The organism is Stenotrophomonas sp. YJH_SMC_110 (assembly GCF_059369255.1).
The window spans coordinates 162420-187052 of sequence record NZ_JCAFSM010000001.1 but is presented as its reverse complement, the minus strand read 5'-3'; the positions used below and the strand labels follow the sequence as shown (position 1 = coordinate 187052).

The 24633-nt window shown below is 67.3% G+C and carries 23 protein-coding genes; 18 read left to right on the top strand and 5 right to left on the bottom strand.

All coding sequences use genetic code 11. The features are described from left to right. The first annotated feature begins 48 nt into the window (after window positions 1-48). The 15 genes from AC5P6H_RS00815 (at window position 49) to AC5P6H_RS00745 (ending at window position 16816) form a co-directional block, all read left to right on the top strand. The gene (locus AC5P6H_RS00815) at window positions 49-1107 is read left to right on the top strand and encodes a pilus assembly protein PilM (protein WP_014038321.1); all 1059 of its coding nucleotides are present in this window, start codon (window positions 49-51) and stop codon (window positions 1105-1107) included. Continuing rightward, entirely contained in the window at window positions 1107-1988 is an 882-nt protein-coding gene (locus AC5P6H_RS00810; RefSeq protein WP_014648259.1) for a PilN domain-containing protein, read from the top strand. The genes AC5P6H_RS00815 and AC5P6H_RS00810 overlap by 1 nt, the downstream gene beginning before the upstream one ends. After that, window positions 1985-2641 (top strand): type IV pilus inner membrane component PilO, encoded by a 657-nt coding sequence (locus tag AC5P6H_RS00805; RefSeq protein WP_005418916.1) that lies wholly within the window; start codon window positions 1985-1987, stop codon window positions 2639-2641. The genes AC5P6H_RS00810 and AC5P6H_RS00805 overlap by 4 nt, the downstream gene beginning before the upstream one ends. Beyond that, on the top strand, window positions 2641-3174 hold the full coding sequence (locus AC5P6H_RS00800; RefSeq protein WP_495202232.1) for a pilus assembly protein PilP: 534 nt from the start codon (window positions 2641-2643) through the stop codon (window positions 3172-3174). The genes AC5P6H_RS00805 and AC5P6H_RS00800 overlap by 1 nt, the downstream gene beginning before the upstream one ends. Window positions 3175-3195: 21 nt before the next feature. Further along, entirely contained in the window at window positions 3196-5166 is a 1971-nt protein-coding gene (locus tag AC5P6H_RS00795; protein ID WP_495202231.1) for a type IV pilus secretin PilQ, read from the top strand. Window positions 5167-5352: 186 nt separating this feature from the next. Beyond that, window positions 5353-6378, top strand: a complete 1026-nt coding sequence (locus AC5P6H_RS00790; RefSeq protein WP_014648255.1) for an AAA family ATPase — start codon at window positions 5353-5355, stop codon at window positions 6376-6378. Window positions 6379-6386: 8 nt separating this feature from the next. Beyond that, a complete protein-coding gene (locus AC5P6H_RS00785) occupies window positions 6387-7316 on the top strand; it encodes a DUF58 domain-containing protein (RefSeq protein WP_032962159.1) in 930 nt (309 codons plus the stop codon). Continuing rightward, a complete protein-coding gene (locus AC5P6H_RS00780; RefSeq protein WP_495202230.1) occupies window positions 7313-7762 on the top strand; it encodes a DUF4381 family protein in 450 nt (149 codons plus the stop codon). The genes AC5P6H_RS00785 and AC5P6H_RS00780 overlap by 4 nt, the downstream gene beginning before the upstream one ends. Continuing rightward, window positions 7759-8763 carry a vWA domain-containing protein gene (locus tag AC5P6H_RS00775; protein WP_197621441.1) on the top strand — a complete coding sequence of 335 codons (1005 nt, stop codon included), beginning with the start codon at window positions 7759-7761 and terminating at the stop codon, window positions 8761-8763. Before AC5P6H_RS00780 ends, AC5P6H_RS00775 begins: the two co-directional genes overlap by 4 nt. Continuing rightward, the gene (locus tag AC5P6H_RS00770) at window positions 8760-10598 is read left to right on the top strand and encodes a VWA domain-containing protein (RefSeq protein ID WP_495202229.1); all 1839 of its coding nucleotides are present in this window, start codon (window positions 8760-8762) and stop codon (window positions 10596-10598) included. Before AC5P6H_RS00775 ends, AC5P6H_RS00770 begins: the two co-directional genes overlap by 4 nt. Beyond that, window positions 10595-12310, top strand: coding sequence for a BatD family protein (locus AC5P6H_RS00765; protein ID WP_495202228.1), 1716 nt, complete (start codon window positions 10595-10597; stop codon window positions 12308-12310). The genes AC5P6H_RS00770 and AC5P6H_RS00765 overlap by 4 nt, the downstream gene beginning before the upstream one ends. A gap of 57 nt (window positions 12311-12367) precedes the next feature. Beyond that, entirely contained in the window at window positions 12368-13687 is a 1320-nt protein-coding gene (locus AC5P6H_RS00760) for a dicarboxylate/amino acid:cation symporter (RefSeq protein WP_014648249.1), read from the top strand. 216 nt (window positions 13688-13903) lie between these two features. Beyond that, the gene (gene tkt, locus AC5P6H_RS00755; RefSeq protein WP_014648248.1) at window positions 13904-15901 is read left to right on the top strand and encodes a transketolase; all 1998 of its coding nucleotides are present in this window, start codon (window positions 13904-13906) and stop codon (window positions 15899-15901) included. A 319-nt stretch (window positions 15902-16220) separates the two neighbouring features. Continuing rightward, window positions 16221-16499 carry a type II toxin-antitoxin system RelE/ParE family toxin gene (locus AC5P6H_RS00750; protein ID WP_032962148.1) on the top strand — a complete coding sequence of 93 codons (279 nt, stop codon included), beginning with the start codon at window positions 16221-16223 and terminating at the stop codon, window positions 16497-16499. An 11-nt stretch (window positions 16500-16510) separates the two neighbouring features. Next, window positions 16511-16816, top strand: a complete 306-nt coding sequence (locus tag AC5P6H_RS00745; protein ID WP_014648247.1) for a HigA family addiction module antitoxin — start codon at window positions 16511-16513, stop codon at window positions 16814-16816. 87 nt (window positions 16817-16903) lie between these two features. Here the strand turns inward: AC5P6H_RS00745 and AC5P6H_RS00740 are convergent, their stop codons facing one another. Together AC5P6H_RS00740 and AC5P6H_RS00735 are read right to left on the bottom strand one after the other, a co-directional pair. Beyond that, entirely contained in the window at window positions 16904-18856 is a 1953-nt protein-coding gene (locus AC5P6H_RS00740) for an acetyl-CoA hydrolase/transferase C-terminal domain-containing protein (RefSeq protein WP_495202227.1), read from the bottom strand. A gap of 33 nt (window positions 18857-18889) precedes the next feature. After that, window positions 18890-19447 (bottom strand): flavin reductase family protein, encoded by a 558-nt coding sequence (locus AC5P6H_RS00735; RefSeq protein WP_014648245.1) that lies wholly within the window; start codon window positions 19445-19447, stop codon window positions 18890-18892. 118 nt (window positions 19448-19565) lie between these two features. On the opposite strand from AC5P6H_RS00735, the gene AC5P6H_RS00730 reads away from it, so the two are divergent. The 3 genes from AC5P6H_RS00730 to AC5P6H_RS00720 are packed head-to-tail and all read left to right on the top strand — an operon-like array spanning window position 19566 to window position 21725. After that, window positions 19566-19931 (top strand): BlaI/MecI/CopY family transcriptional regulator, encoded by a 366-nt coding sequence (locus AC5P6H_RS00730; protein WP_495202226.1) that lies wholly within the window; start codon window positions 19566-19568, stop codon window positions 19929-19931. Next, the gene (locus tag AC5P6H_RS00725; protein WP_069118238.1) at window positions 19924-21165 is read left to right on the top strand and encodes a M56 family metallopeptidase; all 1242 of its coding nucleotides are present in this window, start codon (window positions 19924-19926) and stop codon (window positions 21163-21165) included. Before AC5P6H_RS00730 ends, AC5P6H_RS00725 begins: the two co-directional genes overlap by 8 nt. Further along, the gene (locus AC5P6H_RS00720; RefSeq protein WP_346601871.1) at window positions 21162-21725 is read left to right on the top strand and encodes a hypothetical protein; all 564 of its coding nucleotides are present in this window, start codon (window positions 21162-21164) and stop codon (window positions 21723-21725) included. Before AC5P6H_RS00725 ends, AC5P6H_RS00720 begins: the two co-directional genes overlap by 4 nt. A gap of 53 nt (window positions 21726-21778) precedes the next feature. On the opposite strand, the gene AC5P6H_RS00715 is transcribed toward AC5P6H_RS00720, so the two are convergent. From AC5P6H_RS00715 to AC5P6H_RS00705, 3 genes are all read right to left on the bottom strand, one after another. Then, complete coding sequence (locus tag AC5P6H_RS00715) at window positions 21779-22579, bottom strand: MBL fold metallo-hydrolase (RefSeq protein ID WP_014648241.1); 801 nt, start codon at window positions 22577-22579, stop codon at window positions 21779-21781. A gap of 11 nt (window positions 22580-22590) precedes the next feature. Continuing rightward, entirely contained in the window at window positions 22591-23409 is an 819-nt protein-coding gene (locus AC5P6H_RS00710; protein WP_049440438.1) for a S1/P1 nuclease, read from the bottom strand. A 559-nt stretch (window positions 23410-23968) separates the two neighbouring features. Continuing rightward, window positions 23969-24598, bottom strand: a complete 630-nt coding sequence (locus AC5P6H_RS00705) for an OmpW/AlkL family protein (protein ID WP_014648239.1) — start codon at window positions 24596-24598, stop codon at window positions 23969-23971. Between the last annotated feature and the right edge of the window lie 35 nt (window positions 24599-24633).

Genomic DNA, 24633 nt, shown 5'->3' with positions numbered 1-24633 from the left:
CTTGGGCGCAGGTCTTGCGTCCAAGTGCCCGTCGGCAGGGGAGAAACCGTGGGGCTCATCCCAAAAAGTCAGTCGCCGCTCGTAGGCGTCGACATCAGTTCGACTGCGGTAAAGCTTTTGCAGCTGTCCCGCAGCGGCAATCGTTTCCGCGTGGAACATTACGCTGTGGAACCTCTGCCGCCCAATGCGGTGGTGGAGAAAAACATCGTTGAAGTGGAGGCCGTGGGTGAGGCCATCCGTCGGGCGATGAACCGTTCAGGCAGCAAGGCCAAATTGGCCGCTGCCGCCGTCGCGGGGTCGGCAGTGATCACCAAGGTGATCCCGATGCCGGCCGATCTCGACGAAAACGACATGGAAGCCCAGATCGAGCTGGAAGCGGTCAACTACATTCCCTATCCGATCGAGGAAGTGAACCTGGACTTCGAGGTGATCGGGTCGATCCCGAACAACCCGGAGATGGTCCAGGTGCTGCTGGCCGCGTCGCGTTCGGAGAATGTCGAGCTGCGCCAGTCCGCGCTGGAACTCGGTGGCCTGCAGGCCAAGGTGATGGACGTGGAGGCCTTCGCGGTCGAGAACGCCTACGCCCTGGTCGCCAGCGAGCTGCCGGTATCCATCGACGGCGTGGTCGCGCTGGTCGATATCGGCGCCACCATGACCACCCTCAATGTCCTGCGCGGCGGCCGCAGCCTCTACAGCCGCGAGCAGGTGTTCGGTGGCAAGCAGCTGACCGACGAGATCATGCGCCGCTACGGGCTGAGCTACGAGGAAGCCGGGCTGGCCAAGCGCCAGGGCGGCCTGCCGGAAAGCTACGAGATGGAAGTGCTGGAGCCGTTCAAGGAAGCCACGGTCCAGCAGATCAGCCGCCTGCTGCAGTTCTTCTACGCAGGCAGCGAATTCAACCGCGTCGATCACATCGTGCTGGCCGGCGGCTGCGCCGTGCTCGGTGGCCTGCCGGAGATGGTCGAGGAACAGCTGGGCGTGCCGACCGTGGTCGCCAACCCGCTGGCGCAGATGACCCTGGGGCCGAAGGTGAACGCGCATGCGTTGGCCCAGGATGCCCCCGCGCTGATGATCGCGACCGGTCTGGCGCTGAGGAGCTTTGACTGATGGCACGCATCAATCTATTGCCCTGGCGCGCCGAGCGGCGCAAGCAACGCCAGCGCGAGTTCTACGCAATGCTGGGCATGGCCGCCGTCGGTGGCCTGCTGCTGTCGCTGATGATCTGGTTCTACTACGACCGTCAGGTGAGCGGCCAGATGGACCGCAATGCTTATCTGGAAGCCGAGATCGAGAAGGTCAAGGAACAGAACAAGGAGATCGACCGCCTCGACGCGCAGAAGGAACGCCTGCTGGCGCGCAAGAAGGTGATCGAGGAGCTGCAGGCCAAGCGCTCGCAGATGGTCCACCTGTTCGACGCGCTGGTGCGCACCATTCCCGACGGCGTGGTGCTGACCGCGCTGAAGCAGGAAGGGGATGTACTGACGCTGGAAGGCCGCACCCAGTCCAACGCCCGCGTTTCGGCCTACATGCGCAACCTGGAGACCTCCGGCTGGATGACCAACCCGGAGCTGTCGATCATCGAAGCGCGTGACCCGGAGAAGGACAAGGACGGCAAGGCCGGCCCGCTGGCCGACATCAAGGCGCTGCCCTACGTGTTCGTGGTCAAGGTGAAACTGCCGGCACAGAGCGAAGAGGTGTCGGCGACGCCGGGCCTGAACGCCGATGGCTCGGTGGCGACGGCTGCCCCGGCACCGGTGGCACCGTTGGCCGCAGGTCCGGATGCCGCGACGCCTGCGGCCCCGGCAGCGGGCCAGCCGGCAGCAGCTCCCGCCGCACCGGCCACTGCACCGGCCACGCCGGCCAAGCCGAACCAACCGGCCGCTCCGGCCGCCGCGCCGGCCCCGGCACCTGCCCCGAAGCCTGAGGGCAGCCGCCTGGCGCAGCCGCCGCAGGCCTTCAATGCGCTGCTGCAGGGGGACCGCGCATGAGCCAGAAGATCGACATCAAGAACCTGGATTTCAACGACATCGGCAACTGGCCGCAGAAGGCCAAGATCGTCTTCTGCTCGTTGCTGGCGCTGGTCATCATGTTCGTGGCGTGGATGCTGCTGATCAGCGGCAAGCGCGAAGAACTGGCCGGCCTGGAATCGAAGGAAGTCGAGCTGCGCACCGAGTTCACCAAGCAGCAGGAACGCGCGGTGAACCTGGGGCCGCTGAAGCAGCAGCTGGCGCAGATGGAGCAGGTGCTGCAGCAGATGCTGCGGCAGCTGCCGAGCAAGACCGAAATGCCCGACCTGATCATCGACATCTCGCAGACCGCGCTGTCCAGCGGCCTGACCAACGAGCTGTTCGAGCCGGAGCAGGAGCAGATCAAGGAGTTCTACGCCGAGAAGCCGATCAAGCTGCGCATGGTGGGCAGTTACCACCAGTTCGGCGCGTTCGTCAGTGGCGTGGCCTCGCTGCCGCGGGTGGTGATCCTGACCATGCATGACATCAACCTCAAGCCCAAGGAAAAGACCGGCGGCAACGTCCGCAGCGGTGCACTGGAACTGTCCGGTACGGTCAAGACCTACCGCTACCTGGACGAGACCGAGGTGCAGGCGCAGCAGGCGGCCGACGCTGGCAAGGAGGGCAAGAAGTGATGCGCGCGCAGACCGTACGTGGTGCGATGATGCTGGCTGTGCTGCTGCTGGCTGGTTGCGGCCGTGGCGTGACCAGCACGCCCGGCGACGCACCGAACCTTGAGAAGTGGGTGGAAGGCGAGCGCGCGCGACCGGCGCAACCGCTGGAGCCGCTGCCGGTGATGCAGCAGTTCGAGACCTTTGAATACTCCGCGCAGGGCATGCGCGATCCGTTCACCGATGCCTGGACCAATCCGCAGCAGGGGAACGGCGGATTGCGACCGGACCCGAACCGGCGCAAGGAGCCGTTGGAAGGCTTCCCGCTGGATGCGCTGGACATGGTCGGCACCATCGGTACCGGCGCAGGTACCGTGGCGCTGGTGATGGGGCCGGACAAGGTCACCTACCGGGTTCGCCCGGGCGGTTACCTGGGGCAGAGCGACGGGCGGGTCACGGCGGTCTTCGAAGACCGCGTGGAGCTGATCGAACTGGTGCCGGATGGCGCGGGTGGCTGGCTGGAACGGCCGGCAACGCTCTCGCTTGAAGATCAATGATCGTTTACTGGGGATAGCACGATGACCTTTCACCAAGCCAAGGGGCTGCGTCCCATCCGGCGCTCTACCTTGAACCGTGTCAGCGCGCTGGGAGTCGCGCTGATGCTGGCCTGCGCTCCGGCGCTGGCTGCCGCACCGGGGGAAAAGCCGGTGGGCGCCACCGTGGCACCGGCCGCCGCGCCGGCGGGCCTGTCGGTGGCCAAGATCGATTTCAAGCGTGGCGATGACGGCGCCGGGCGCCTGATCGTGCAGTTCGACGGGCAGGGCGCGATCCCTGACCTGCGCACGCAGGGCAACAGCGTCGTGGTCGACGTCGGCAATGCCCGGCTGCCGGCCAACCTGCAGAAGCCGATGAACGTCACCGACTTCGCCACGCCGGTACAGCGCATCGACGCCAAGCCGTCGGGCGCCGGTACCCAGCTGGTGCTGAGCACCGGTGGCGCGGTGGAGTCGCTGGCCTACCAGAGCGGCAACGAATACGTGGTCGAGATCAGCCCGCGCCAGGCCCAGGCCGCCGTGGGTGCGGTCACCGCCGGCAGCGTCACCCAGGCGGCCAAGGCCGTCGGCCAGCGCGGCTTCACCGGCAAGCCGGTGACCTTCAACTTCCAGGACGTGCCGGTGCGCACCGTGCTGCAGTTGATCGCCGAGGAGTCCAACCTGAACGTGGTGGCGTCCGACTCGGTGCAGGGCAACGTGACCCTGCGCCTGGTCAATGTGCCGTGGGACCAGGCGCTGGACATCGTCCTGCGCGCCAAGGGCCTGGACAAGCGTCGTGACGGCAGCGTGATCTGGGTGGCGCCGCAGGCCGAACTGGCCAAGTTCGAGCAGGAGAAGGAAGACGCGCGCATCGCCATCGAGAACCGCGAAGACCTGCAGACCGACTACATCCAGATCAACTACCACAGCGCCACGCAGATCTTCAAGGCGCTGACCGAGGCCAAGGGCATCGGTGGCAGCGGCGGTGGTGGCAGTGGTGGTGGTTCGGGCAGTTCTTCGCAGGAAGACAGTGGCTTCCTGTCCTCGCGCGGCCGCATCGTGGCCGACGAGCGCACCAACACGCTGATGATCAGCGACATCCCGAAGAAGATCGCGCGCATGCGCGAGCTGATCAACGTGATCGACCGCCCGGTCGACCAGGTGCTGATCGAAAGCCGCATCGTCATCGCCACCGATACCTTCGCCCGCGAACTGGGTGCGAAGTTCGGTGTCAGCGGCAGCCGTGACAACGTGTACTTCAGTGGCAGCCTGGATGCCAATGCCGAGACCCGCAAGTCGCAGGTCGCAACCGACCTGGCCAATGCCAAGGCCGAGCGTGACTGGGAAGCCGGTGGCCGGGTCGGCCCGCCGCCGGTGAAGTCCGGCTCGGCGATCACCCGCGGCCTGAACTGGAACCTGCCGGTGGCCGCCGCCAGCAACCCGGGTTCGCTGGCGCTGTCGATCCTCAATGCCGGTTACCTGCTGGACGTGGAGCTGTCTGCCATGCAGCAGGAATCGCGAGGCGAGGTGATCTCCAATCCGCGCGTGGTCACCACCAACCAGCGCGAAGCGATGATCAAGCAGGGCAAGGAAATCGGCTACGTCACCATCAGCGGTGGTACCGCTGGCGGCGTGGCGACGCCGAACGTGCAGTTCAAGGAAGTGGTGCTGGAGCTGAAGGTCACCCCGACCATCACCAACGACAACCGCGTGTTCCTCAACATGCAGGTGAAGAAGGACGAAGTCGACCAGCTGATCCAGCTGGAGGGCTACGGCACCGTGCCGTCGATCAACCGACGCGAAGTCAACACCGCGGTGCTGGTCGAGGATGGGCAGACCGTGGTGATCGGTGGCGTCTACGAGTTCACCGATCGCAACAGCATCAGCAAGGTGCCGTTCCTGGGCGACGTGCCGTTCCTGGGCAACCTGTTCAAGAAGCGCGGTCGCAACAAGGACAAGGCCGAACTGCTGGTGTTCGTCACCCCGAAGGTGCTGCGCGTGGCCAAGCAGAACTGAGCCGTCGCACCGGAGTCTTCGAAGAAGGGCCGCCGCGTGCGGCCCTTTTTCGTTTGGGCTGGCGACATGCACGAAGCAGATCCATGCCCGTCGTGGACGGCTGTTCAGCGGTTCTTGATGCCAATCGCAGGGCACCCTGCGATGATGTCGGGAACCCGTGCCGTCCTGCGCCGGTCAAAGGCCCCCATGAACCTGCCACCGCCGATGCCCGAAACCGTCTCGCCGCCGCCCGCGCCGGCCACCTCCCGCCTGCATGCGGCGTTCACCCAGCTGCGCGACGCGCTGTCGGCCGAGATCGTCGGCCAGGCGGCACTGGTCGAACGCCTGCTGATTGCATTGTTGGCCGACGGCCATCTGCTGGTGGAGGGCGCGCCGGGCCTGGCCAAGACCACGGCGATCCGTGCACTGGCCTCGCGCCTGGAAGCAGACTTTGCCCGCGTGCAGTTCACCCCCGACCTGCTGCCGGCCGACCTCACCGGCACCGAGATCTGGCGCCCGCAGGAGGGCCGCTTCGAATTCGTGCCCGGCCCGATCTTCCACCCGATCCTGCTGGCCGACGAGATCAACCGGGCACCGGCCAAAGTGCAGTCGGCGCTGCTGGAGGCCATGGGCGAGCGCCAGGTCACGGTTGGCCGCCATACCTATGCGCTGCCGCCGCTGTTCCTGGTGATGGCCACGCAGAACCCGATCGAGCAGGAGGGCACCTTCCCGCTGCCGGAAGCGCAGCTGGACCGTTTCCTGATGCATGTGCGCATCGGTTACCCGGACCAGGCCGCCGAATCGGAAATCCTGCGGCTGGCCCGTGAGCGTGCCCGTGGTGCATTGGGCGAGGCTGCGCCGGCGCCGGACAAGATGCCGATGCAGGACGTGTTCGACGCCCGCCGCGAAGTGCTGGACCTGCACATGGCACCGGCACTGGAGCGCTACCTGATCGAACTGGTGCTGGCCTCGCGCGATCCCGCGCGCTACGACGCCGGCCTCGGCCGCCGCATCGCCTGGGGGGCAAGCCCGCGCGGTTCCATCGCACTGGAGCGCTGTGCCCGTGCGCGGGCGTGGCTGGCCGGCCGTGACTTCGTCACGCCCGACGACGTGCGTGCAGTCGCCGCCGACGTGCTGCGCCATCGCGTGCTGCCCAGCTATGAAGCCACCGCCGAGGGCTGGGACGGCGAGCGCCTGGTGCAGGAGCTGCTGGCCCGGGTGCCGGCACCCTGAGCCTGCGCATGACCGATCCATCCCTGGAACAGGCACCGTCCGCGCTCGAAGGTGACGGGCTGCGCCCGCAGCTGGCCGAACTGGTCGCGCTACGGCGGCTGGCACAGCGTCCGCCGCCGCCGCGCCGTGGCCGCACCGGCAACGCGGGCCAGGCACCGTCCCAGCTGCGCGGCCGCGGGATGGAATACGCCGAGTCGCGCGAATATGTGGCTGGCGACGACGCGCGCCACATCGATTGGCGCGTGACTGCGCGCACCGGCCGCGCCCATACCAAATTGTTCCAGGCCGAGCGCGAGCGGGTCAGCCTGATCGTGGCCGATACGTCGCCGGCGCTGTACTTCGGCACGCGCGTGCGCTTCAAATCGGTACAGGCCGCCCGTGCCGGTGCGGTTGCCGCGTGGTCGGCGCAGCGCCGCGGCGACCGCGTGGGTGCGCTGCGCGGCAGCGATCGCGAAGCGCCGATTGCCCCTGCGGGTGGGCCACGCGGCGTGCTGCGCGTGCTCGACGCGCTGACCCGCTGGTATGCACAGCCGCCGGCCGACGATCTGGGCCTGGCGCGTGCACTGGATCATGCCGGTCGCGTGCTGCGCCCGGGGGCACGCATGCTGGTGCTGGCCGATCCGCAGCAGGCCATCCGCATTCCGCCCGCGCGCTGGAGCGCGCTGGCCCAGCATCACGATCTCAGCCTGGTGCTGCTGGTTGATCCGCTGGAACTGCATCCCCCCTCGGCGGCGCTGCAGTTCCAGACCGCACAGCAGCGCATCGGCCTCGACCTGCGCCGCAGTGAAGTGCAGGCGCATTGGCAGGCACACTTCGTCGAACCGCTGCAGGAACTGCGGCGCCAGCTCGGCGCACGCCGTGTCGATGTGCAGGTGCTGTCCACCGATGCGCCCAGCGACGCGTGGCTGGCGCCATCACCGACCGAGGTGCCGGCGTGAGCGCCGCGCTGCCGCTGCGCGATGTGCAGTTGCCACCGGCACCTTCATGGTGGCCGCCTGCCCCCGGTTACCTGATGGTCGGCGCGGCGGTTGTGCTGGTGCTGTTGGTGATCGCCGTGCTGATGTGGCGGCGTCGCCGTCGCCGCCAGCGTTGGTTGCAGCTGTTCGATAGCGAACTGGCAGCCACCACCGACGCTGCGGCCGAACTGGCGGCCATTGCCGGATTGCTGCGCCGTGCCGCACGCCGTGCAAAGCCGGGCAGTGAATCGCTGCGCGATGATGCCTGGTGGCAGCGTGTAGACCCGCAGGGCACGTTGCCCGATGCGCGTCGCAGCCTGCTGGCCGAAGGCGCGTATCGCTCACGCGTCGACAGCAGCGACGTGGCGGCCGTGCGCAGTTGGGCCCGCGAGCGCTATCTGGCGATGCTGCTGGAGCGCCGCCGATGAACCTCTGGACGACCTATTGGCCATGGCCGGACCTGCAGCTGGCATGGCCACTGGCATTGCTCGCGCTGCCGTTGCCGTTGCTGATGCGCTGGTGGAAGCGCCGTGCAGAACCGGGCGCCGCGCTGCGTGTGCCCTACGCCGCCGCCGAGCTCGAAGCGCTGTCCGGTGGGGGCCACGTCGACGTGTCGTGGCTGCGCACGCTGCTGCTATGGCTGGGCTGGTGCGCGCTGTGCATCGCGCTGGCACGGCCGCAGCAGCTGGGCGAAGCCATCACGCCGCCGCAGCAGGGCCGGCAGATGATGCTGGCGATGGACGTGTCCGGCAGCATGGGCGAGGGTGACATGGTGCTGGGAGCCCAGGCGGTTGATCGCCTCACCGCGGCCAAGGCCGTGCTGGCCGACTTCCTGGATCGTCGTGCCGGCGACCGCGTCGGCCTGCTGATTTTCGGTGATCGCGCCTACACGCTTACGCCGCTTACCGCAGACCTGGCCAGCGTGCGCGATCAGCTGCGCGACAGCGTGGTCGGCCTGGCCGGGCGCGAGACCGCCATCGGTGATGCCATCGGCCTGGCGGTGAAGCGTCTGCGCAGCCAGCCGGAGGGACAGCGCGTGCTGATCCTGTTGACCGATGGTGTCAGCAACGCCGGTGTGCTGGAGCCGCTGCGCGCCGCGGAAGTCGCGCGCGCCGAAGGCGTGCGCATCCACACGGTTGCATTCGGCGGCGATGGCAGCATGCGCCTGTTTGGTATCCCGATTTCCACCGACCAGGATCCGGTCGATGAGGCCACCCTGAAGAAGATCGCCAGCATGACCGGTGGCCAGTTCTTCCGCGCGCGTGACACCGCGCAGCTGGCCGGGATCTACGCCGAGCTCGATCGCCTGGAGCCGGTCGCCGCGAAGGGGCCGAGCTTGCGTCCGCGCGAAGAACGCTATGCCTGGCCGTTGGGGCTGGCGTTGCTGCTGGGCGTGCTGGCCTGGCTGTGGCCGGAGCGTCGCCGATGATCGCGTTTGCTTCGAATCTCCCCGATTGGAGCGCATTGCACTTCCTACGACCGGAGTGGTTGTGGGCGCTGCTGGCGTTGCCCCTGATCCTCGCGCTCGCGGTGTACCGGCAGCGACGCAGTGATGCGTGGCGGCAGGCGGTGGACGCACACCTGTTGCCACATCTGCTGGCCGCGGGCGTGAAGCGGCGAGTGCGCCTGCCATGGGCGCTGCTGCTGGGCTGGACACTGGCATCGCTGGCCATGGCCGGGCCGAGCTGGCGCCAGCAGGCACAACCGATGTTCCAGGCCAGCGCACCGCTGCTGGTGGTGCTGGACCTGTCCAGCCGGATCACGGCAACCGATCTTCCGCCGTCGCGCCTGCTGCAGGCGCGGGCGAAAGTGGGCGAGCTGCTGCGCGCGCGCCAGGGCGGGCAGGTGGGGCTGGTGGTGTATGCCGATGATGCCTACACCGTGGCGCCGCTGACCGACGACGGCAGCAATGTTGCGTTGTATCTGGATGCGCTGTCGCCGGACGTGATGCCGCGTGATGGCCAGCGTGCCGACCGCGGCATCGACTGGGCGACACGCTTGATGCGGCAGATCGGCGCGTTGCAGGGGCAGATCCTGCTGGTCAGCGATCAGGCGGACAGCGAAGCTGCACTGGCGGCGGCGCAGGCACGCAGCCTGGGCCTGCAGGTGTCGGTGCTGGGCCTGGGCACGCCTGCCGGTGCGGCGTACCGCGATGGCAATGGGCAGATCCGCCAGGCCGCGCTGGATGAGGGCAGCCTGCGTGCAGTCGCCACTGCCGGTGGCGGCCGCTATGCGCGCATCTCTGCCGATGACGGCGATCTGCGTGCGCTCGGTGTACTCGACGCGCGCGACGGCACGGCGGCGCAGCGGCCGGGCGAAGGCAAGCAGTGGCGTGACGAAGGCTTCTGGTTGCTGCCGCCGGTGATGCTGCTGGCATTGCTGGCCTTCCGCCGTCGCGCGGTGCTGGCCGCGGTGCTCGCGGTGGGTCTGCTGCCATGGATGAATGACGCGCAGGCGCAGGCCCCTGCGACGCCTGTCTCGCAGCCGGCGCAGGGCACGCTGTGGAAGCGCAGCGACCAGCTGCAGCATCAACGCCTGGCCGAGGGGGTTCAGGCCTACCGCAAGGGCGACTTCGCCACTGCACGCAGACAGTTCGAAGGCATCGACAGCGATGCCGGTTGGTACAACCTGGCCAACACGCTTGCACGCGAAGGCAACTACGACGAAGCGATCGCCGCCTACGACCGCGCACTGGCGCTGCATCCGGGCATGGCCGATGCAGTGGCCAACCGCGCCGTGGTCGATGCCGCACGCAAGCGCAGGCCATCCGGGGGCGGCCAAGGCCAGGATCAACAGAAGCCACCGCAGAACGGGCAGCAGAAACAACCGCAGGGCCCGCAGGGCCAACAGAACCCACAGGGACAGCCGAAGCAGGGCCAGCAGCAACCCGGCCAGGGCCAGCCGCCGTCGGGCCAGCAGGGCCAGCCCAAGGCGGGTGACAACAACGCGCAGTCGGAGCCTCAGCCTGGCGAACGTGGCCGCGATGGCCAGCAGGCACCACCGCAGGTGGAAGATGCCAAGGCGCAGGCGCAGGCCGATGAACAGCAGCGCCAGCGCATGCAGCAGGCGATGCAGCAGGCACGCGAGGGTGAGGCCGGCAAGGGGGGCAAGCCAGTGCCGGGTGGTGAGGGCCGCACGCCGCGCCAGCGCGAGGAGCAACAGGCGGTGGAGGCATGGATGCGGCGTGTGCCGGATGATCCGGGCGCATTGCTGCGGGCCAAGTTCCAGCTGGAAAACGAACGCAGGAAGAGGGAAGGGCGATGACGCGGTCGATCAACATGCACGGGCACTGGCCTCGACAGGTACTGGCGGCGCTGCTGTTGTGGCTGCCGCTGCTGGCCTGGGCGCAGCCGCGCGCGTGGCTGGACCGCGACCGCATCGCGATGGGCGACACGGTCACGCTCAATGTCGAGAGCGACCAGGGCGCCCCTGACTTCACGCCATTGCGCACCGACTTCGACCTGAGCGGGCAGACCAGCAGCCGCCAGGTGGAATGGAGCAATGGCAGCATGCAGCAGCGCAACCTGTATGGCGTGGCGCTGACACCACGACGTAGTGGTGCGCTGGTGGTACCGGGCCTGCAGGTGGGCAGTGTGCGCACCGCACCGCTGACGCTGCAGGTCGATGCGGCCGCCGTGGCGGGGCCCGACAGCAATGCGATGGCCTTCATCGAAACCGTTGTCGATGACGATACGCCGTATGTGCAGCAGAGCGTGGGCGTGGTGGTGCGGCTGTACTTCGCCTCGCAGCTGGCCTCCGGCGAGCTGGTGCTGGATACCCCGGCGGGCGCGTCGTTGCAGCGTGTGGGCGACGACCGCACCGATGTGCGCCAGGTCAACGGGCGCCGCTACAACGTGGTCGAACGACGTTTCCTGCTGATCCCCGAGCGCAGCGGCGCGTTGCGCCTGGCCGGTGCCCGTTTCAGCGGGCGCAGTGCGGGTGGCTTCTTCGATGATTTCTTCGGCGGTGGCGACGGCCGCATGAATGCCACCGGCGCAGACCGCACGCTGCAGGTGCAGGCCCAGCCGGCACAGGCGCCGCAGCCGTGGTTGCCCCTGCAGAGCCTGCAGCTGCGCTACACCAGTGCGCCGACCAGTGCCCGCACCGGTGAGGCCGCCAACGTGGTGGTCGAAGCGGTTGCCGAAGGCGCGACGCGCGCGCAGTTCACCGACCTGCCGGTGCCGGATGTCGGCACCAATGCGCAGGTGTTCGCCGAACCGGCACAGTACGAAGAGACCTTCAACGGCAGCACGCCGCGCCTGAAGATCACCCGCCGCTATTCGATCGTGCCGCGCCAGCCGGGTTCGCTGGTGGTGCCGGGGCCGCGCCTGCCCTGGTGGGATGTGCGTAACGGCAAGGCGCAGGAGGCGAAGCTGTCGGACCTGACGCTGGCCGTCGCGGCCGGCACCGGCACCGGCACTGCCTCACCGGCGCCATTGCCGCCGATCGACACCGATGCCGCGCTGCCGGGCGCCGATGGCCAGGACAGCCGCATCGCCGCGACCGATCCGCGTGCCAGCGGCCTGTCCGAGCGTCCGTGGCCGTGGATGGCAGCGGCCATCGGCCTGGCGTTGCTGTGGCTGCTGACTCTCCTGTGGGGCTGGCAGCGAGGTCGGCGCCCGCGCGCAGTGGCGCCAGTAGCGGGCAAGGCCTCTGTGCCGACTGCGGCGGGCGGGCGTGCCGGCCTGGCAGAACTGCGCCGCGCGCTGGATGGCGAGGGCTTCGACCAGGTGGAAGCACAGCTGTGTGCGATGGCTGGTGTGGAACGCATCGAGCAGGTCATCGCGCGGCTTGGGGATGCAGCCCAGCGTCAAGTGCTGCAGGACCTGCAGCAGGCGCGGTGGGGCGGGCAGGGGGATCTGGCGCGGCTGCGCACGCGCCTGCGCGAGGTCTTCCGTGACGGACCGCACTGGTCGGCGCCTGCGGGCACCGCCGACACTGACCTGGCGCCGCTGTATCCGCCGCGGCGAACCTGAACCGGCGCCGCTTGCGCGCTTTGTTAGAGTGCATTCATTTTTCGAGGAAACCCGCGTATGACAGCAGCTGCTGCCGACAAGAAGAAGTTGCCCCTGCATTGGAAGATGGGCATCGGCTTTGCGATCGGCCTGGTCCTGGGACTGATCGTGCACGCCCTGGGTGGCAGCGTCGATGGTCTGCAGGCTGGTGCCAAGTGGGTAATGGACTACGTCACCACCCCGGCGTCGGGCCTGTTCCTCAACCTGATCTTCATGCTGATCGTGCCGCTGATCTTCTCGGCGCTGATCATGGGCGTGTCGGAGATGGGCGACATCCGCGCCCTCGGCCGCATCGGCTGGAAGACCCTGGCCTACACCGTGCTGCTGTCCGGCATCGCGGTGGGCATCGGCCTGGTGCTGGTCAACCTGCTCAAGCCGGGCGCGGGCGTCGATCCGCAGACTGCGGCACTGATGCTCTCGGAGAACGCCGAGCGCAGCAAGGAAATCGTCGCTGGCATCCACGGCACGCCGAAGGGCATGGACATGCTGCTGTCGATCGTGCCGAGCAACGTGCTGCAGGCCGCGTCGGACAACGGCGCGATCCTGTCGCTGATGTTCTTCGCGCTGATGTTCGGCATCGGCATGGTGCTGACCGACAATGAAAAGGTTGCCCCGCTGCGCCGCGCCATCGAAGGCGTGTTCGAAATCTCGATGACCCTGATCAACCTGGTCATCCGCCTGGCCCCTTATGCGGTGGCCTGCTTCATGTTCAACCTGGCCGCGCTGTTCGGCTTCGAGCTGATCATCCGCCTGGGTGCCTATGTGGGCGTGGTGGTGCTGGCGCTGGGCCTGCACATGATCGTGACCTACGGTACCGCGGTGTGGCTGTCCGGCCGCTCGCCGCTGTCGTTCTTCCGCGATACCCAGGAAGCAACGGTGATGGCGTTCTCCACCGCCTCCAGCAATGCCACCCTGCCGACCGCGCTGCGCGTGGCCGACCAGATGGGCCTGCCGCAGCGCGTGTCGCGCTTCGTGCTGACCGTGGGTGCCACCGCCAACCAGAACGGCACCGCGCTGTTCGAGGGTGTGACGGTGATCTTCCTGGCCCAGTTCTTCGGCGTGGACCTGAGCATCGGCCAGCAGATCATGGTGATGGCGGTCTGCATCCTCGGTGGCATCGGTACCGCCGGCGTGCCGTCGGGATCGCTGCCGGTGGTGGCGATGATCTGCGCGATGGTCGGTGTGAACCCGCTGGGCATCGGCCTGATCCTGGGCGTGAATCACTTCCTGGACATGTGCCGTACCGCGCTGAACGTGACCGGCGACCTGGCCCTGACCACGCTGGTGGCCAAGGGCGAGTCGCACGATGGCCCGGCGCTGGGTCCGCAGCAGGACTGAGTCCAACGCCCCTCCTGGCGACCTGATCGGGGTCGGATTCCTTTCCTCAGGGGAAAGGGCTCCGGCCCCTTTTCACATGCGGAATCCGGCGGAGATCACGTCCTTGCGGGCCAGCGGCCGGCATGACCGGGCAAGGTGAACTGACCCCCCGCCCGGCGACTATGGGACAATAGGCCGCCCGCACGTCCGCGGCCGCCTCCCGATTCCGACAGAACCATGACGCAGCCTACCCGTCGCCAGTTGGCCAACGCCATCCGCTTCCTTGCCGCCGATGCGGTTGAAACCGCAAAGTCCGGCCACCCCGGCATGCCCATGGGCATGGCCGACATCGCCGAAGTCCTCTGGAACGACTACCTCCGCCATAACCCGAGCAACCCGCACTGGTTCAACCGCGACCGTTTCGTGCTGTCCAACGGCCACGGTTCGATGCTGCAGTACGCGCTGCTGCACCTGAGCGGCTACGACCTGCCGATCGAGCAGCTGAAGCTGTTCCGCCAGCTGGGCAGCCACACCGCCGGTCACCCGGAACGCCACGAGACCCCGGGCGTGGAGACCACCACCGGCCCGCTGGGCCAGGGTTTCGCCAACGCCGTGGGCTTCGCCCTGGCCGAGAAGCTGCTGGCACAGCGCTTCAACCGCCCGGAGCTGGAAGTGGTCGACCACCGCACCTGGGTGTTCATGGGCGATGGCTGCCTGATGGAAGGCGTGTCGCATGAAGCGGCCTCACTGGCCGGTACCTGGGGCCTGCACAAGCTGGTCTGCTTCTGGGACAACAACCACATCTCCATCGACGGCAATGTCGAGGGCTGGTTCACCGACAACACCCCGGAGCGTTTCGAGGCCTATGGCTGGAACGTGGTCCGCGACGTCGATGGCCATGACCCGGACAGCATCAAGGCCGGCATCGAGGCCGCGCTGTCGCAGAGCGACAAGCCGACCCTGATCTGCTGCCGCACTACCATTGGTTTTGGTTCGCCGAACAAGGCGGGCAAGGAATCCAGCCACGGTGCACCGCTGGGCAAGGACGAGCTGGAAGCCACCCGCAAGCAGCTGGGCTGGGAATACGGCCCGTTCGAGATCCCGCAGGCGATCTACGACGGTTGGCGCGCCAATGGCGCCGGCACCCTGCGCCAGGCCGAGTGGGAACAGCTGTTCGACAAGTACGCCAGCCAGTACCCGGCTGAAGCAGCCGAACTGACCCGCCGCTCGCATGGCGAACTGCCGGCCGACTTCGTTGCCAAGGCCGATGCGTACATCGCCCAGGTGGCCGCGGAAGGCCCGACGATCGCCTCGCGCAAGGCCTCGCAGCTGGCCATCGAAGCCTATGCCCCGCTGCTGCCGGAAATCGTCGGCGGCTCGGCCGACCTGGCGCACTCCAACCTGACCCTCTGGAAGGGCAGCAAATCGGTTGCCAGCGACGACGCCAACGCCAACTACGTGTACTACGGCGTGCGCGAGTTCGGCATGACCGCCATTGCCAACGGCCTGGCCCTGCACGGTGGCTTCATTCCGTTCGACGCCACCTTCCTGGTGTTCAGCGATTACGCCCGCAATGGCGTGCGCATGAGCGCGCTGATCCCGGCGCACGCCATCCACGTCTACACCCACGACTCGATCGGCCTGGGCGAAGACGGCCCGACCCACCAGCCGGTGGAGCACCTGGCCTCGCTTCGCTACATCCCGAACAACGACGTGTGGCGTCCGTGCGATGCGGTCGAGTCGGCGGTGAGCTGGAAGGCCGCGATCACCCGCCAGGACGGCCCGAGCTGCCTGGTGTTCAGCCGCCAGAACCTGCCGCACCAGCCGCGCAGCGCCGAGCAGATCGCGCAGATCGAGCGCGGCGGTTACGTGCTGGCCGATGCCGCCGGTACCCCGGATGTGATCCTGATCGCCACCGGTTCGGAAGTCTCGCTGGCCACCGAAGCCAAGGCCCAGCTGGATGCGGCTGGTCTCAAGACCCGCGTGGTCTCGATGCCGTCCACCGACGTGTTCCTGCGCCAGGACGCGGCCTACCGTGAATCGGTGCTGCCGAACGCGGTGCGCAAGCGCGTGGCTGTGGAAGCCGGTGTCACCGGCTTCTGGCGCCAGTTCGTCGGCCTGGACGGTGCCGTGATCGGTATCGACACCTTCGGTGCCTCCGCCCCGGCCGACCAGCTGTACAAGCACTTCGGCATCACCACCGCGCACGTGGTGGAAGCCGCCAAGGCGCTGTAAGCAGCATCGCGACGTAATGAGGAAAGGCCGGCGCACGCCGGCCTTTTCTTTGCCGCAGGAAAAAGGGGACGGAAAAAGGGGACGGAGGGGATTAAGTCGTTTGTGCACAAACGACTTAATCCCCTCCGTCCCTATTTCTTTGTCCGGCATGTTCCACCCGGCGGTCCCGGCGTCGCGTTGGCCTCTTCATCTGACCTGCGTTCTCTGCGAAAAAAGGACCTGCCGAGGAACCCTCAGAAGTAGGCATGGATAAGAAGCGCGGCGCAGAAAACCACGGTGGATTTGCGGGGTGTAAGGTCATGCCTTACACTTGCGCTGCATGATCGTCAGCTTCAGGCACAAGGGCCTGAAGGCGCTCTATGAGCGGGGCGACATTTCCGGAGTCCGTGCCGATCATGTGGCTCGGTTGCGGCGTTTGCTTCTGCAGCTGGATCAGGCCCGGCTGCCTGGGGACATGGGGCTTCCCGGAAATCGCCTGCACCCCCTGCGCGGAAGCTATAGCGGCTACTGGGCTGTAAGTGTCTCGGCGAGTTGGCGATTGGTGTTCCGCTTTCGTGGGCTTGACGTTGAACTGGTCGATTACCTTGACTACCACTAAGAGGCTGCTCGATGCCGTTGCATGATCCGCCGCATCCCGGAGAATCGCTGCGCGAAGACATCCTGCCGGCGATCAGCATGTCGATCAGTGCGTTGGCGCAGCATCTTGGCTATTCGCGCGGACAGCTGTCGACCATCATCAACGGGCACGCCGGTATCTCCGCGGAACTCGCGTACCGTCTTGAACTTGCAGGTCTGGGCAATGCCCGCATGTGGCTGGCGATGCAGGCGGCATATGATCTGTGGCAGGTCGAGCATCGAGCGCATCCACCGATTGCCCGCCTGTATCTTGAGGAAGCAGTAAGGATTGGTCAGTAGATCCGCGCCATGCATGGATGAGAAAAGGGGACGGAGGGGATTAAGTCGTTTGTGCACAAACGACTTAATCCCCTCCGTCCCCTTTTCTCAGGCGGTGCGCGCCAGTGCCAGCCGCAGCAGGCGCGCGTCCAGGCGTTCGACGAAATCCTTCGGTGCCTGCAGGCCCATGCGCTGCAGGTACACCGCATCGCCGTCGCCGGCCGGTTGCCGTAGTGCTGCCCAGACGGTACGCAGCTTGTCGCCGCGGGTCTGCGTATTGGCCTTCAGCCACGCCAGCGCTTTCACCAGCACCTGCTCGATCTCGTTGAAGTCACTGCCCAGCGGATAGTCCGGCAGGCTGCCATCGGCGCGGAACGGGGCCAGCGCCGCTGTCAGCGCCTGCGGCGTATTGCGCTGCTGCCGCTGCGGATCCGGTTGCGCGACCGCCAGCAGTTTGCGCGAGGCGTGCGCCTGCTGCAGCAGGCCGCCCTGGAACGGGGCCTCGGTGATTGCGGTCATCGCATGCACGCAGTCCTCGTCGGTCAGTCCGCGCAGGTCGGCAATGCCGTATTCGTTGAGGTAGATGTCGCGCAGGTGGCGCGGAATGGTGGTGTGCCCGTAGTTCCAGCGCACGTTGGATTCGCGTCGGCCCTTGTCATCGCGCGCGGCGCGGAACATCAGCACGCTGCGGGCTTCCGGCAGGGCATGTGCCATCGCCACGAAGTTGTACTGGCCGCCCACACCGGATACCACGCGTCCATCGTCCAGCGCGTCGGACACCGCCGCGCCCAGCGCGGTGGCCATCATGCAGGAGTTGAAGAAGCGCGCATGGCGGCGCTGCAGGCGTTCCAGCGTTTCGTTGCCGCCGTACAGCTGGTTGATCTCGCTGATGCGGCGCATGCCGATCGCACGGCACTCGTCCTCCGGCAGCGTGCGCAGCCACTCGTAGAATTCCGGCGAGCCCAGGTAGAACGCGCCGTGCAGGTACTCACCTTCGGCCGCCAGGGTGGCGTGGTCGATCGACAGCGTGCTGCCGTTCTCGATGCGCTGCATCAGCGCCAGGTCATCGTGTACCTTGCGCTTGATCACCCCGGTCTGCACCAGCCTGCGGAAGCCCTCGTTGAGCATCTCGCTGCAGCCGTACAGGCCCACTTCGAACGGGTCCACGCCGCCGATCTCCTGCACCAGCGGGTGGCTGGCCAGCTGCGGATCCAGCGCGTGCAGCACGCGGCGGTAGCGCGCGTTGTCGGTGTGGCGCAGCACCAGCGCATGGCTGAGCGCGTCGGCCAGCGTACCGATGCCGATCTGCAGCGTGCCGCCATCGCGCACCAGCGTGCTTGCGTACAGGCCGATGGCGTAGTCGGCATCGCCGACCGGCTGCCGCGGCAGCCCGAACAGCGCCGGGTACGGCGGCGGTGGGGTGATCACCAGATCGAAGAACGAGACATCGACCGTGGCCGAGCCGCCCAGGTAGGGCAACTGGGGATCGATCTCGGCGATCAGCAGCGGACGCGGCAGGCCACGCGCGGTCATCGCGTCCAGCGTGTCCTGGGTGATGTCGTTGTTGCACGACAGGGAAAGCCGGCGGTCGTTCGGGCGCATCGCCACTTTCTGCACGATCACCTGTGGGGCGCGCTGCGCCACCGCATCGGCGGCGTGGGTGTAGTTCAGGCTGGTATAGCTGGACTGCGCCTGGCGCGATCCGAGCAGGGCGCCGGACTGCATGTAGAACTCTTCCACCTGCACATGTGCCGGCAACGCGTCGCGTGCGATCGCATCGGCATAGGCCAGGCGCGGGAAGTCGTCGCCGAAATGGCGCTGCGCGAACGGTGCCAGGAAGCGGGCTTCCAGGCCGTTGCCCCGCGCCTTCGGCGGATTCAGCGACAGCGCGGTATACAGCTGCAGCGGCCGCGACGGATCGTGCTCGACGCGCGAGTAGAGGGCGTTGAGCAGCCGATGCGGCTTGCCCAGTGCCAGCGGTGCCCCGATCCGCAGCGGCCCGTCCACGCGCGCAAACAACCAGTCGACGGCGGCGTCCAGGTCGGTGAGGTGTTCGGTCATGCGCGGCGGTCCTGCGTCGGGGAAGTGCGGGCATTACAGCATGTCGGGCTTGAACCGCCGTCGACGCGAGACTTCCGCGCCGGCCACCATGAACTGCCCATCGCCGCGGTAATGCACCGTGCGCGGCAGTTTCGGCCGGGGCGCAACATGGGCGTGCACGATTTCCCAGATGAACAGATTGCTCGCTGCCACCTGGCTGTCGTCGTACAGGCGGCATTCGAAGCACGAATGGCATTGGCCGACCAGTGGCGCGCCGACCTCACGCGCGGGCAGTGCGTCGAGCCCGAAACGGGCGAACTTGTCGACCTCGCGGCCGCTGCAGTTGCCGATGTCCACCACGGTATCGAGCAGCTCCACCCCGGGCACGTTGATCACGCACTCGCCGCTGCCGCGCGCCAACGCGTGGCTGTGGTTTGCGTCCCACAGGTAGGTGGCGACCAGTGAAGGCGAGAAGCCCATGACCATGTGCCAGCCCATCGTCATCAGGTTGCGCTGGCCGCGCCATGCCGTGCTGACCAGCACGATCGGGCCGGGTTCGAGGAAGCGGCGGGCCTGCTCGACCGGGAAATCCTTCTTCGGCAGTGCTTTCATCCGGGGCCAGGGGCGGGAGGAACCGATGCTGGCGCAGCCGGGATGAACCCGGAGTCGAGGGGCTTGACAGGCAGTTCGATTACGCGCGTAATCAATCTGTCGATTACGGATGTAAACCATGACCACGATCAGCGAAGCCGAAGCCGTCGTGATGGAGGTGCTGTGGCAGCAGGCACCGCGTAGTGCCGATGACGTAGTGGCCGCGCTGGCCCATCGCGACTGGGCCGAGCCGACCATCAAGACCCTGCTCAACCGCCTGCTGACCAAGGGCGCGATCACTGCCGAGCGCGATGGACGGCGTTACCTGTACCGGCCGCTGCTGCAGCGACAGGCGTGGGTGGAGGCGCAGAGCCAGGACTTCATCGGCCGTGTCTTCGAAGGGCGCGTGGCGCCGCTGGTCGCGCACTTCAGCGAACGCGGCCAGCTGAGCGCGCAGGACATCGCCGAACTGAAGAAGCTGATCCAGGAGCTGGACCATGACTGAGCTGCTCGACGGACTGTGGCGGGCCAGCTTGTGGCTGGCCGTGGGTGTGGTCCTGCTGGCGGTGCTGCGACCGCTGCTGGTGCGGTTGGGGGGCGCTGGGCTGGCCTACCGCAGCTGGTGGCTGCTGCCGCTGCTGCTGGTGGCCCTGACGCTGCCATTGCCACAGGTTGCGGTGTTGCAGCAGGTACCCACGCTGCCGCTGAAAGTGATGCCCGGTGCCCTCGATGCCCTGAGCGGGCCCTCGCTGCCATGGGCCGGGCTGTTGTTCGCGCTGTGGGCATTGGGCGCGGGCATCCGCCTGTTGCGCGACCTGCACGCACAACATCGTTTCGAACGGAGCATGGGCCCATTGACGCCGCGCACCGATGGCAGCTGGCAGGCCAGCGGCGATCCCGGCTTGCCCGCGCTGGTTGGCCTGTGGCGCCCACGCATCGTGGTTGGTCCCGACTTCGACCTGCAGTTCACCGCACAGGAACAGAGCTTGATCCTGCAGCACGAGCGCAGCCATCACCGTCATGGCGATCACTGGGCCAACGGTGCGCTGCTGCTGGTGCGCGCGGTGTTCTGGTTCCACCCGCTTCTGCCGTGGGCTGCGGGCCGCTTCCTGCGCGACCAGGAACTGGCCTGCGATGCCCGCACCATGGCCCCGCAGCCGGCGCTGCGCGGCCTCTACGCCAGCACGCTGCTGAAGGCGCAGCTGGTCCACCCGGTTGCGCCCGCGGTCTGCCATTGGCGCAGCCAACCCGTGTTGAAGGAGCGTATCGCCATGTTGAAGCAGTCCAAGCGGAAGGCATTGCCGTGGGTGTCCGGGCAGGTGCTGGTGGTCGGGTTGTGTGTGGGCATGGGCGCGGTGGCATGGGCCAGCCAGGGCGGCGCGGTTGGGAGCCCGGGGATCGGTGTCGAGCCGTTCGAGCACGCTGAAGAAGATGCGGCCAAGGCTGGGCTGGACCGTCCGATCCAGATCGACAGGATGCCACCGCCGTCCTATCCAAAATCCGCGTTCGAGCAGCGCCAGGTAGGTGTGGTGAACCTGCGCGTGGAGGTGGATGCGCAGGGGCGTCCCAGCGATGTCCGCGTGCTCAGTGCCACCAATCCGGGCGTGTTCGATGCGGTGTCGATCGCTGCGGCACGCAGCTGGACCTATCGGCCGGCGATGAAGAACGGTAAGCCGGTTGCAGCGGCGGTGAAGATTCCGATCACGTTCGCCATGGACAACACCGAGGACACCCAATGAAGTCCGCTGCGCTGATCATGGCGGCAGCGCTTCTGGTGGGGTGTGCGAGCCAGGACCGCCTGACCACGGTGGATACCCGCAGCGAAAATGTCGGCCACCAGCGCCTGCAGCCGCAGGGGGGCAGCGGCGGTGGACAGCTGCAGGTGTATTCGCTGGGTGCGACCGAAGGCTACCGGATGCCCCAGCTGTACGCGGCACCAGACCCGGAGGTTGGCGATCGTGACCCGCGCGCGGAACTGGCGCCGACCACGATCTGCCTGCAGGTGGTGGTTGATGCCAATGGCGCCGTGGAGCGAAGCCTGCCATTGACCGATCGTCCGGAGTGCGCGGCAGGTGCTGCGGGCGAGAATGCGCCCCTGCTGCAGGCTGCCCAGGAAGCCGTAGCGATGTGGAAGTACTCGTCCGCAGCGGTCTGCCACTTCGCGGCGGGCAAGGTGCCTGCCGACCGCGGTGACTGCCGGGGCGCCGAGCGCGTCGAGCCGGTAGCGGTCACCCTGCAGTACGCCTTCACGTTCGAGATCGTGAAGGGCCAGCACGTGGTGCGGATGCAGGGAAAATGAACACTGGCGGTCCGTGATGGAAACCGATGGCGCCGGGCTCTGCCGGGCGTACGTCAGGCCCCGCCCTGGATATTGGCCTTTACCGCAGGCTGCATCAGCTTCGGTTCTTCCAACGTCGCATCGCGGGCCTGGCGCACGCTGACGAACTCCGCCTCGGCCACGCCGTCGTGCACGTGGATGTTGTGCGCGCGCTGTTCACCGATGGTGGTTTCGTTGGCGAAGTCGCGGCCGCCCGGGCCGTAGTCGTGGCAGACGAACACGCGGGTGGCATCCGGCAGGGCCAGCAGGCGCTGGATCGAGCGGTACAGCTGTGCGGCATCACCGCCAGGGAAGTCGCAACGGGCAGTGCCGCCGTCGGGCATGAACAGCGAGTCGCCAGTGAACAGCGCATCGTCGATCAGGTAGGCGATGCTGTCGCTGGTGTGGCCGGGCACGGCGATCACCTGGCAGCGCAGTTCGCCCAAAGTGAAGGTCTCGCCATCACTGAACAGGTGGTCGAAGATTTCATCGGCGCCCGGAAGCTGCAGGCCATAGCGTGGCGCAAACGTCGCCTGCACCGCGCGGATGCCTTCACCGATGGCCAGCGTGGCCTGCGGAAAGCGCTGCTTGAGCCGGCGCCCGGCCGACACATGGTCGGCGTGGGCATGCGTCTCCAGCAGCCAGCGCAGCTGCAGGCCCTGTTGTTCGATGGCCTGTAATGCCGCGCGCAGCGGTGATTCGCTGCTGGCGTCGGTGTCCGGGTCGTAGTCCAGGACCGGATCGATCAGCGCCGCCTCGCCGCTGGCCGGGTCGCTGACCAGGTAGCTGAAGGTGTTGCTGTCACGGTGGAAGAACGACTGCACCTGGACCGGCATTGGAGCTCTCCTCAGCGCGTGCCGAGCACGCGGTTCAGCAACTGCGCCAGGTTTTCACCGGCCAGCCGCAGCTGCGCTTCGGCCAGCGGCCGGTAGCGCTCGGTGTACTCGTCACCGATTTTACGCGAGGCCGGATAAACGCCAGCTTGCATGGAGATGCGGCAGCTGGCCTCGGCCCAGACCTGCGGGTCGCGCTGCGGGTTGGACTGGCGCGCCAGCTTCGGTGCGCGCTGGCTCTGCAGCACCGGCAGGTAGCCGGCATCGTCCAGCTTGCGGGTGTTGAGCATGCCGCTGTCCCACAGCGAGTGCAGGTTGGTACCGCGGTTGCCGAACTGCAGCTGGAAATCATTGCCGCCCTTGTCGTGGGCGTAGCCGGCGTGCATCGGCTGGTGGATGTCGCCGACCAGGTGCACGACGAACTTCAGCGCCTGCAGGCGCTCGCCGTCAGTCAGGCTGCGGTCGCCCAGAATGGCGCTCTGCGCCTTGAGGGCTTCGACGATGCAGTTGCCGTTCCTGCAGTGCTTCGGTGCTTCGTAGTGGCAGTCGTCTTCGGCGATGTTGACGTAGTGCCAGCCGGCCGAGCGACGGCCCAGGCCCGGGTCCTTGGCGCGCAGCTGGTCGGCCCAGGGCGCGATGCTGGCCAGGGTGGCGTCCGGTTCGGTGGCCAGCAGGCGGTCCACTTCGGCGCGGGCGGCGGGGGTGAGGCGGGCGTCGGCGACTTCGGCGACAAGGCGGTGGCCTTGCGCGCCCCAGGCATGGGCAGGGGCGGAGACGGACAGCAGGGCTGGCGCCAGGGCGGCGGCGAGGAACAGGGAGTGCAGGGCTTTCATGCGCCCATTCTAGCGGGGTAGGTGGATTGAAGAGCGGCGCGTTCCTGTTCCGAAGTGGAAGCGTAGAGGGAGGGGCGGCGGGACACGCCGTAAATCCGTCCTTGGAGGCTCGATGGCGCCATCCATGGCGCCAACGGTCCCACCGCCCCTCCCTCTGCGCTCCCCTCCAAACATGGCCGCGGAGGCGGATGCAAACGTCAAATGCAACATCAAAAAACAAATGCAGGATCAAAATCGGCCTCCTGCAATTACAGGCAATCACTGCGCCTCGGATGCACGGGTTCTGCTCTTGCCTTTGCTTGAGCTGGTACGCACGCGGTGATGGGAAGGGGCAAGGCGGGGAGCGGAGCCGGGACCGTTGGCGCCATGGATGGCGCCATCGAGCCCCCAGGGATGGGTTTACGGCGTGTCCCGGCTCCGCTCCCTGCCTTGCCCCAGCTCCGGAACCGCTTCAGTCCCAGGCACAAAAAAGCCCCGGCAATTACCGGGGCAACATGCTGCGAGGGCTTTGCGTGTAGCGGGGGAGCGGGGGCGAAGCCCCCGCGCCCAATACACCGCTTTAGAACTTGAAGACGTACGAAGCGCCGTAGACCAGCGGATCGATGTTGACCGTGCCGATCTTCTCGCCGTTCAACTTCACCTTGCTGTCGATGTCGATCCAGCGCATGTCCACGCGCAGGGCGCCCTTCTCGCCGATCGCGAAGTCCACGCCGGCGTGTGCGGCCAGGCCCCACGAATCCTGCAGCTTCAGCTTGCTGCCGGCCAGCGCACCCGTAGTGTCTTCGCTGAAGAAGGTGGTGTAGTTCAGGCCGGCGCCGACGAACGGCGACACCTTGCCCTTGCTGTTGAAGTGGTACTGCAGGGTGACCACCGGCGGCAGCTGCTTGGTGCTGCCGACGCGGCCCAGGCCGTTGATGTTGATGTCGTGCTTGAACGGCAGCGCGGCCAGCACTTCGATGCCCAGGTTGTCGGCGATGAAGTACTCGCCGGTGATGGTCGGCTTGACGTCATTGTCGACGTCGACCTTCAGGGTGCCGCCGGCCAGCCAGCCGTTGTTCGACTTCGGCGCCACCTGGTGCACGCCGGCCGAGACGGTCCAGTCGCCCTTGGACTGGGCCATGGCCGGGGCGGCGGCGAGCGACAGGGCGGCGGCCAGGCTGGCCACGATCAGGGGGGAGGTCTTGCGCATGGGGGTGTTCTCGTTGCTGGGTGGATGGCGACAGT

Bases quoted from the DNA above. Each gene is read 5' to 3' on its own strand.
- AC5P6H_RS00810 (WP_014648259.1), top strand. From the start codon at position 1,107: ATGGCACGCATCAATCTATTGCCCTGGCGCGCCGAGCGGCGCAAGCAA.
- AC5P6H_RS00805 (WP_005418916.1), top strand. From the start codon at position 1,985: ATGAGCCAGAAGATCGACATCAAGAACCTGGATTTCAACGACATCGGC.
- AC5P6H_RS00800 (WP_495202232.1), top strand. From the start codon at position 2,641: ATGCGCGCGCAGACCGTACGTGGTGCGATGATGCTGGCTGTGCTGCTG.
- AC5P6H_RS00795 (WP_495202231.1), top strand. From the start codon at position 3,196: ATGACCTTTCACCAAGCCAAGGGGCTGCGTCCCATCCGGCGCTCTACC.
- AC5P6H_RS00790 (WP_014648255.1), top strand. From the start codon at position 5,353: ATGAACCTGCCACCGCCGATGCCCGAAACCGTCTCGCCGCCGCCCGCG.
- AC5P6H_RS00785 (WP_032962159.1), top strand. From the start codon at position 6,387: ATGACCGATCCATCCCTGGAACAGGCACCGTCCGCGCTCGAAGGTGAC.
- AC5P6H_RS00775 (WP_197621441.1), top strand. From the start codon at position 7,759: ATGAACCTCTGGACGACCTATTGGCCATGGCCGGACCTGCAGCTGGCA.
- AC5P6H_RS00770 (WP_495202229.1), top strand. From the start codon at position 8,760: ATGATCGCGTTTGCTTCGAATCTCCCCGATTGGAGCGCATTGCACTTC.
- AC5P6H_RS00765 (WP_495202228.1), top strand. From the start codon at position 10,595: ATGACGCGGTCGATCAACATGCACGGGCACTGGCCTCGACAGGTACTG.
- AC5P6H_RS00760 (WP_014648249.1), top strand. From the start codon at position 12,368: ATGACAGCAGCTGCTGCCGACAAGAAGAAGTTGCCCCTGCATTGGAAG.
- tkt (WP_014648248.1), top strand. From the start codon at position 13,904: ATGACGCAGCCTACCCGTCGCCAGTTGGCCAACGCCATCCGCTTCCTT.
- AC5P6H_RS00750 (WP_032962148.1), top strand. From the start codon at position 16,221: ATGATCGTCAGCTTCAGGCACAAGGGCCTGAAGGCGCTCTATGAGCGG.
- AC5P6H_RS00745 (WP_014648247.1), top strand. From the start codon at position 16,511: ATGCCGTTGCATGATCCGCCGCATCCCGGAGAATCGCTGCGCGAAGAC.
- AC5P6H_RS00740 (WP_495202227.1), bottom strand. From the start codon at position 18,856: ATGACCGAACACCTCACCGACCTGGACGCCGCCGTCGACTGGTTGTTT.
- AC5P6H_RS00735 (WP_014648245.1), bottom strand. From the start codon at position 19,447: ATGAAAGCACTGCCGAAGAAGGATTTCCCGGTCGAGCAGGCCCGCCGC.
- AC5P6H_RS00730 (WP_495202226.1), top strand. From the start codon at position 19,566: ATGACCACGATCAGCGAAGCCGAAGCCGTCGTGATGGAGGTGCTGTGG.
- AC5P6H_RS00725 (WP_069118238.1), top strand. From the start codon at position 19,924: ATGACTGAGCTGCTCGACGGACTGTGGCGGGCCAGCTTGTGGCTGGCC.
- AC5P6H_RS00720 (WP_346601871.1), top strand. From the start codon at position 21,162: ATGAAGTCCGCTGCGCTGATCATGGCGGCAGCGCTTCTGGTGGGGTGT.
- AC5P6H_RS00715 (WP_014648241.1), bottom strand. From the start codon at position 22,579: ATGCCGGTCCAGGTGCAGTCGTTCTTCCACCGTGACAGCAACACCTTC.
- AC5P6H_RS00710 (WP_049440438.1), bottom strand. From the start codon at position 23,409: ATGAAAGCCCTGCACTCCCTGTTCCTCGCCGCCGCCCTGGCGCCAGCC.
- AC5P6H_RS00705 (WP_014648239.1), bottom strand. From the start codon at position 24,598: ATGCGCAAGACCTCCCCCCTGATCGTGGCCAGCCTGGCCGCCGCCCTG.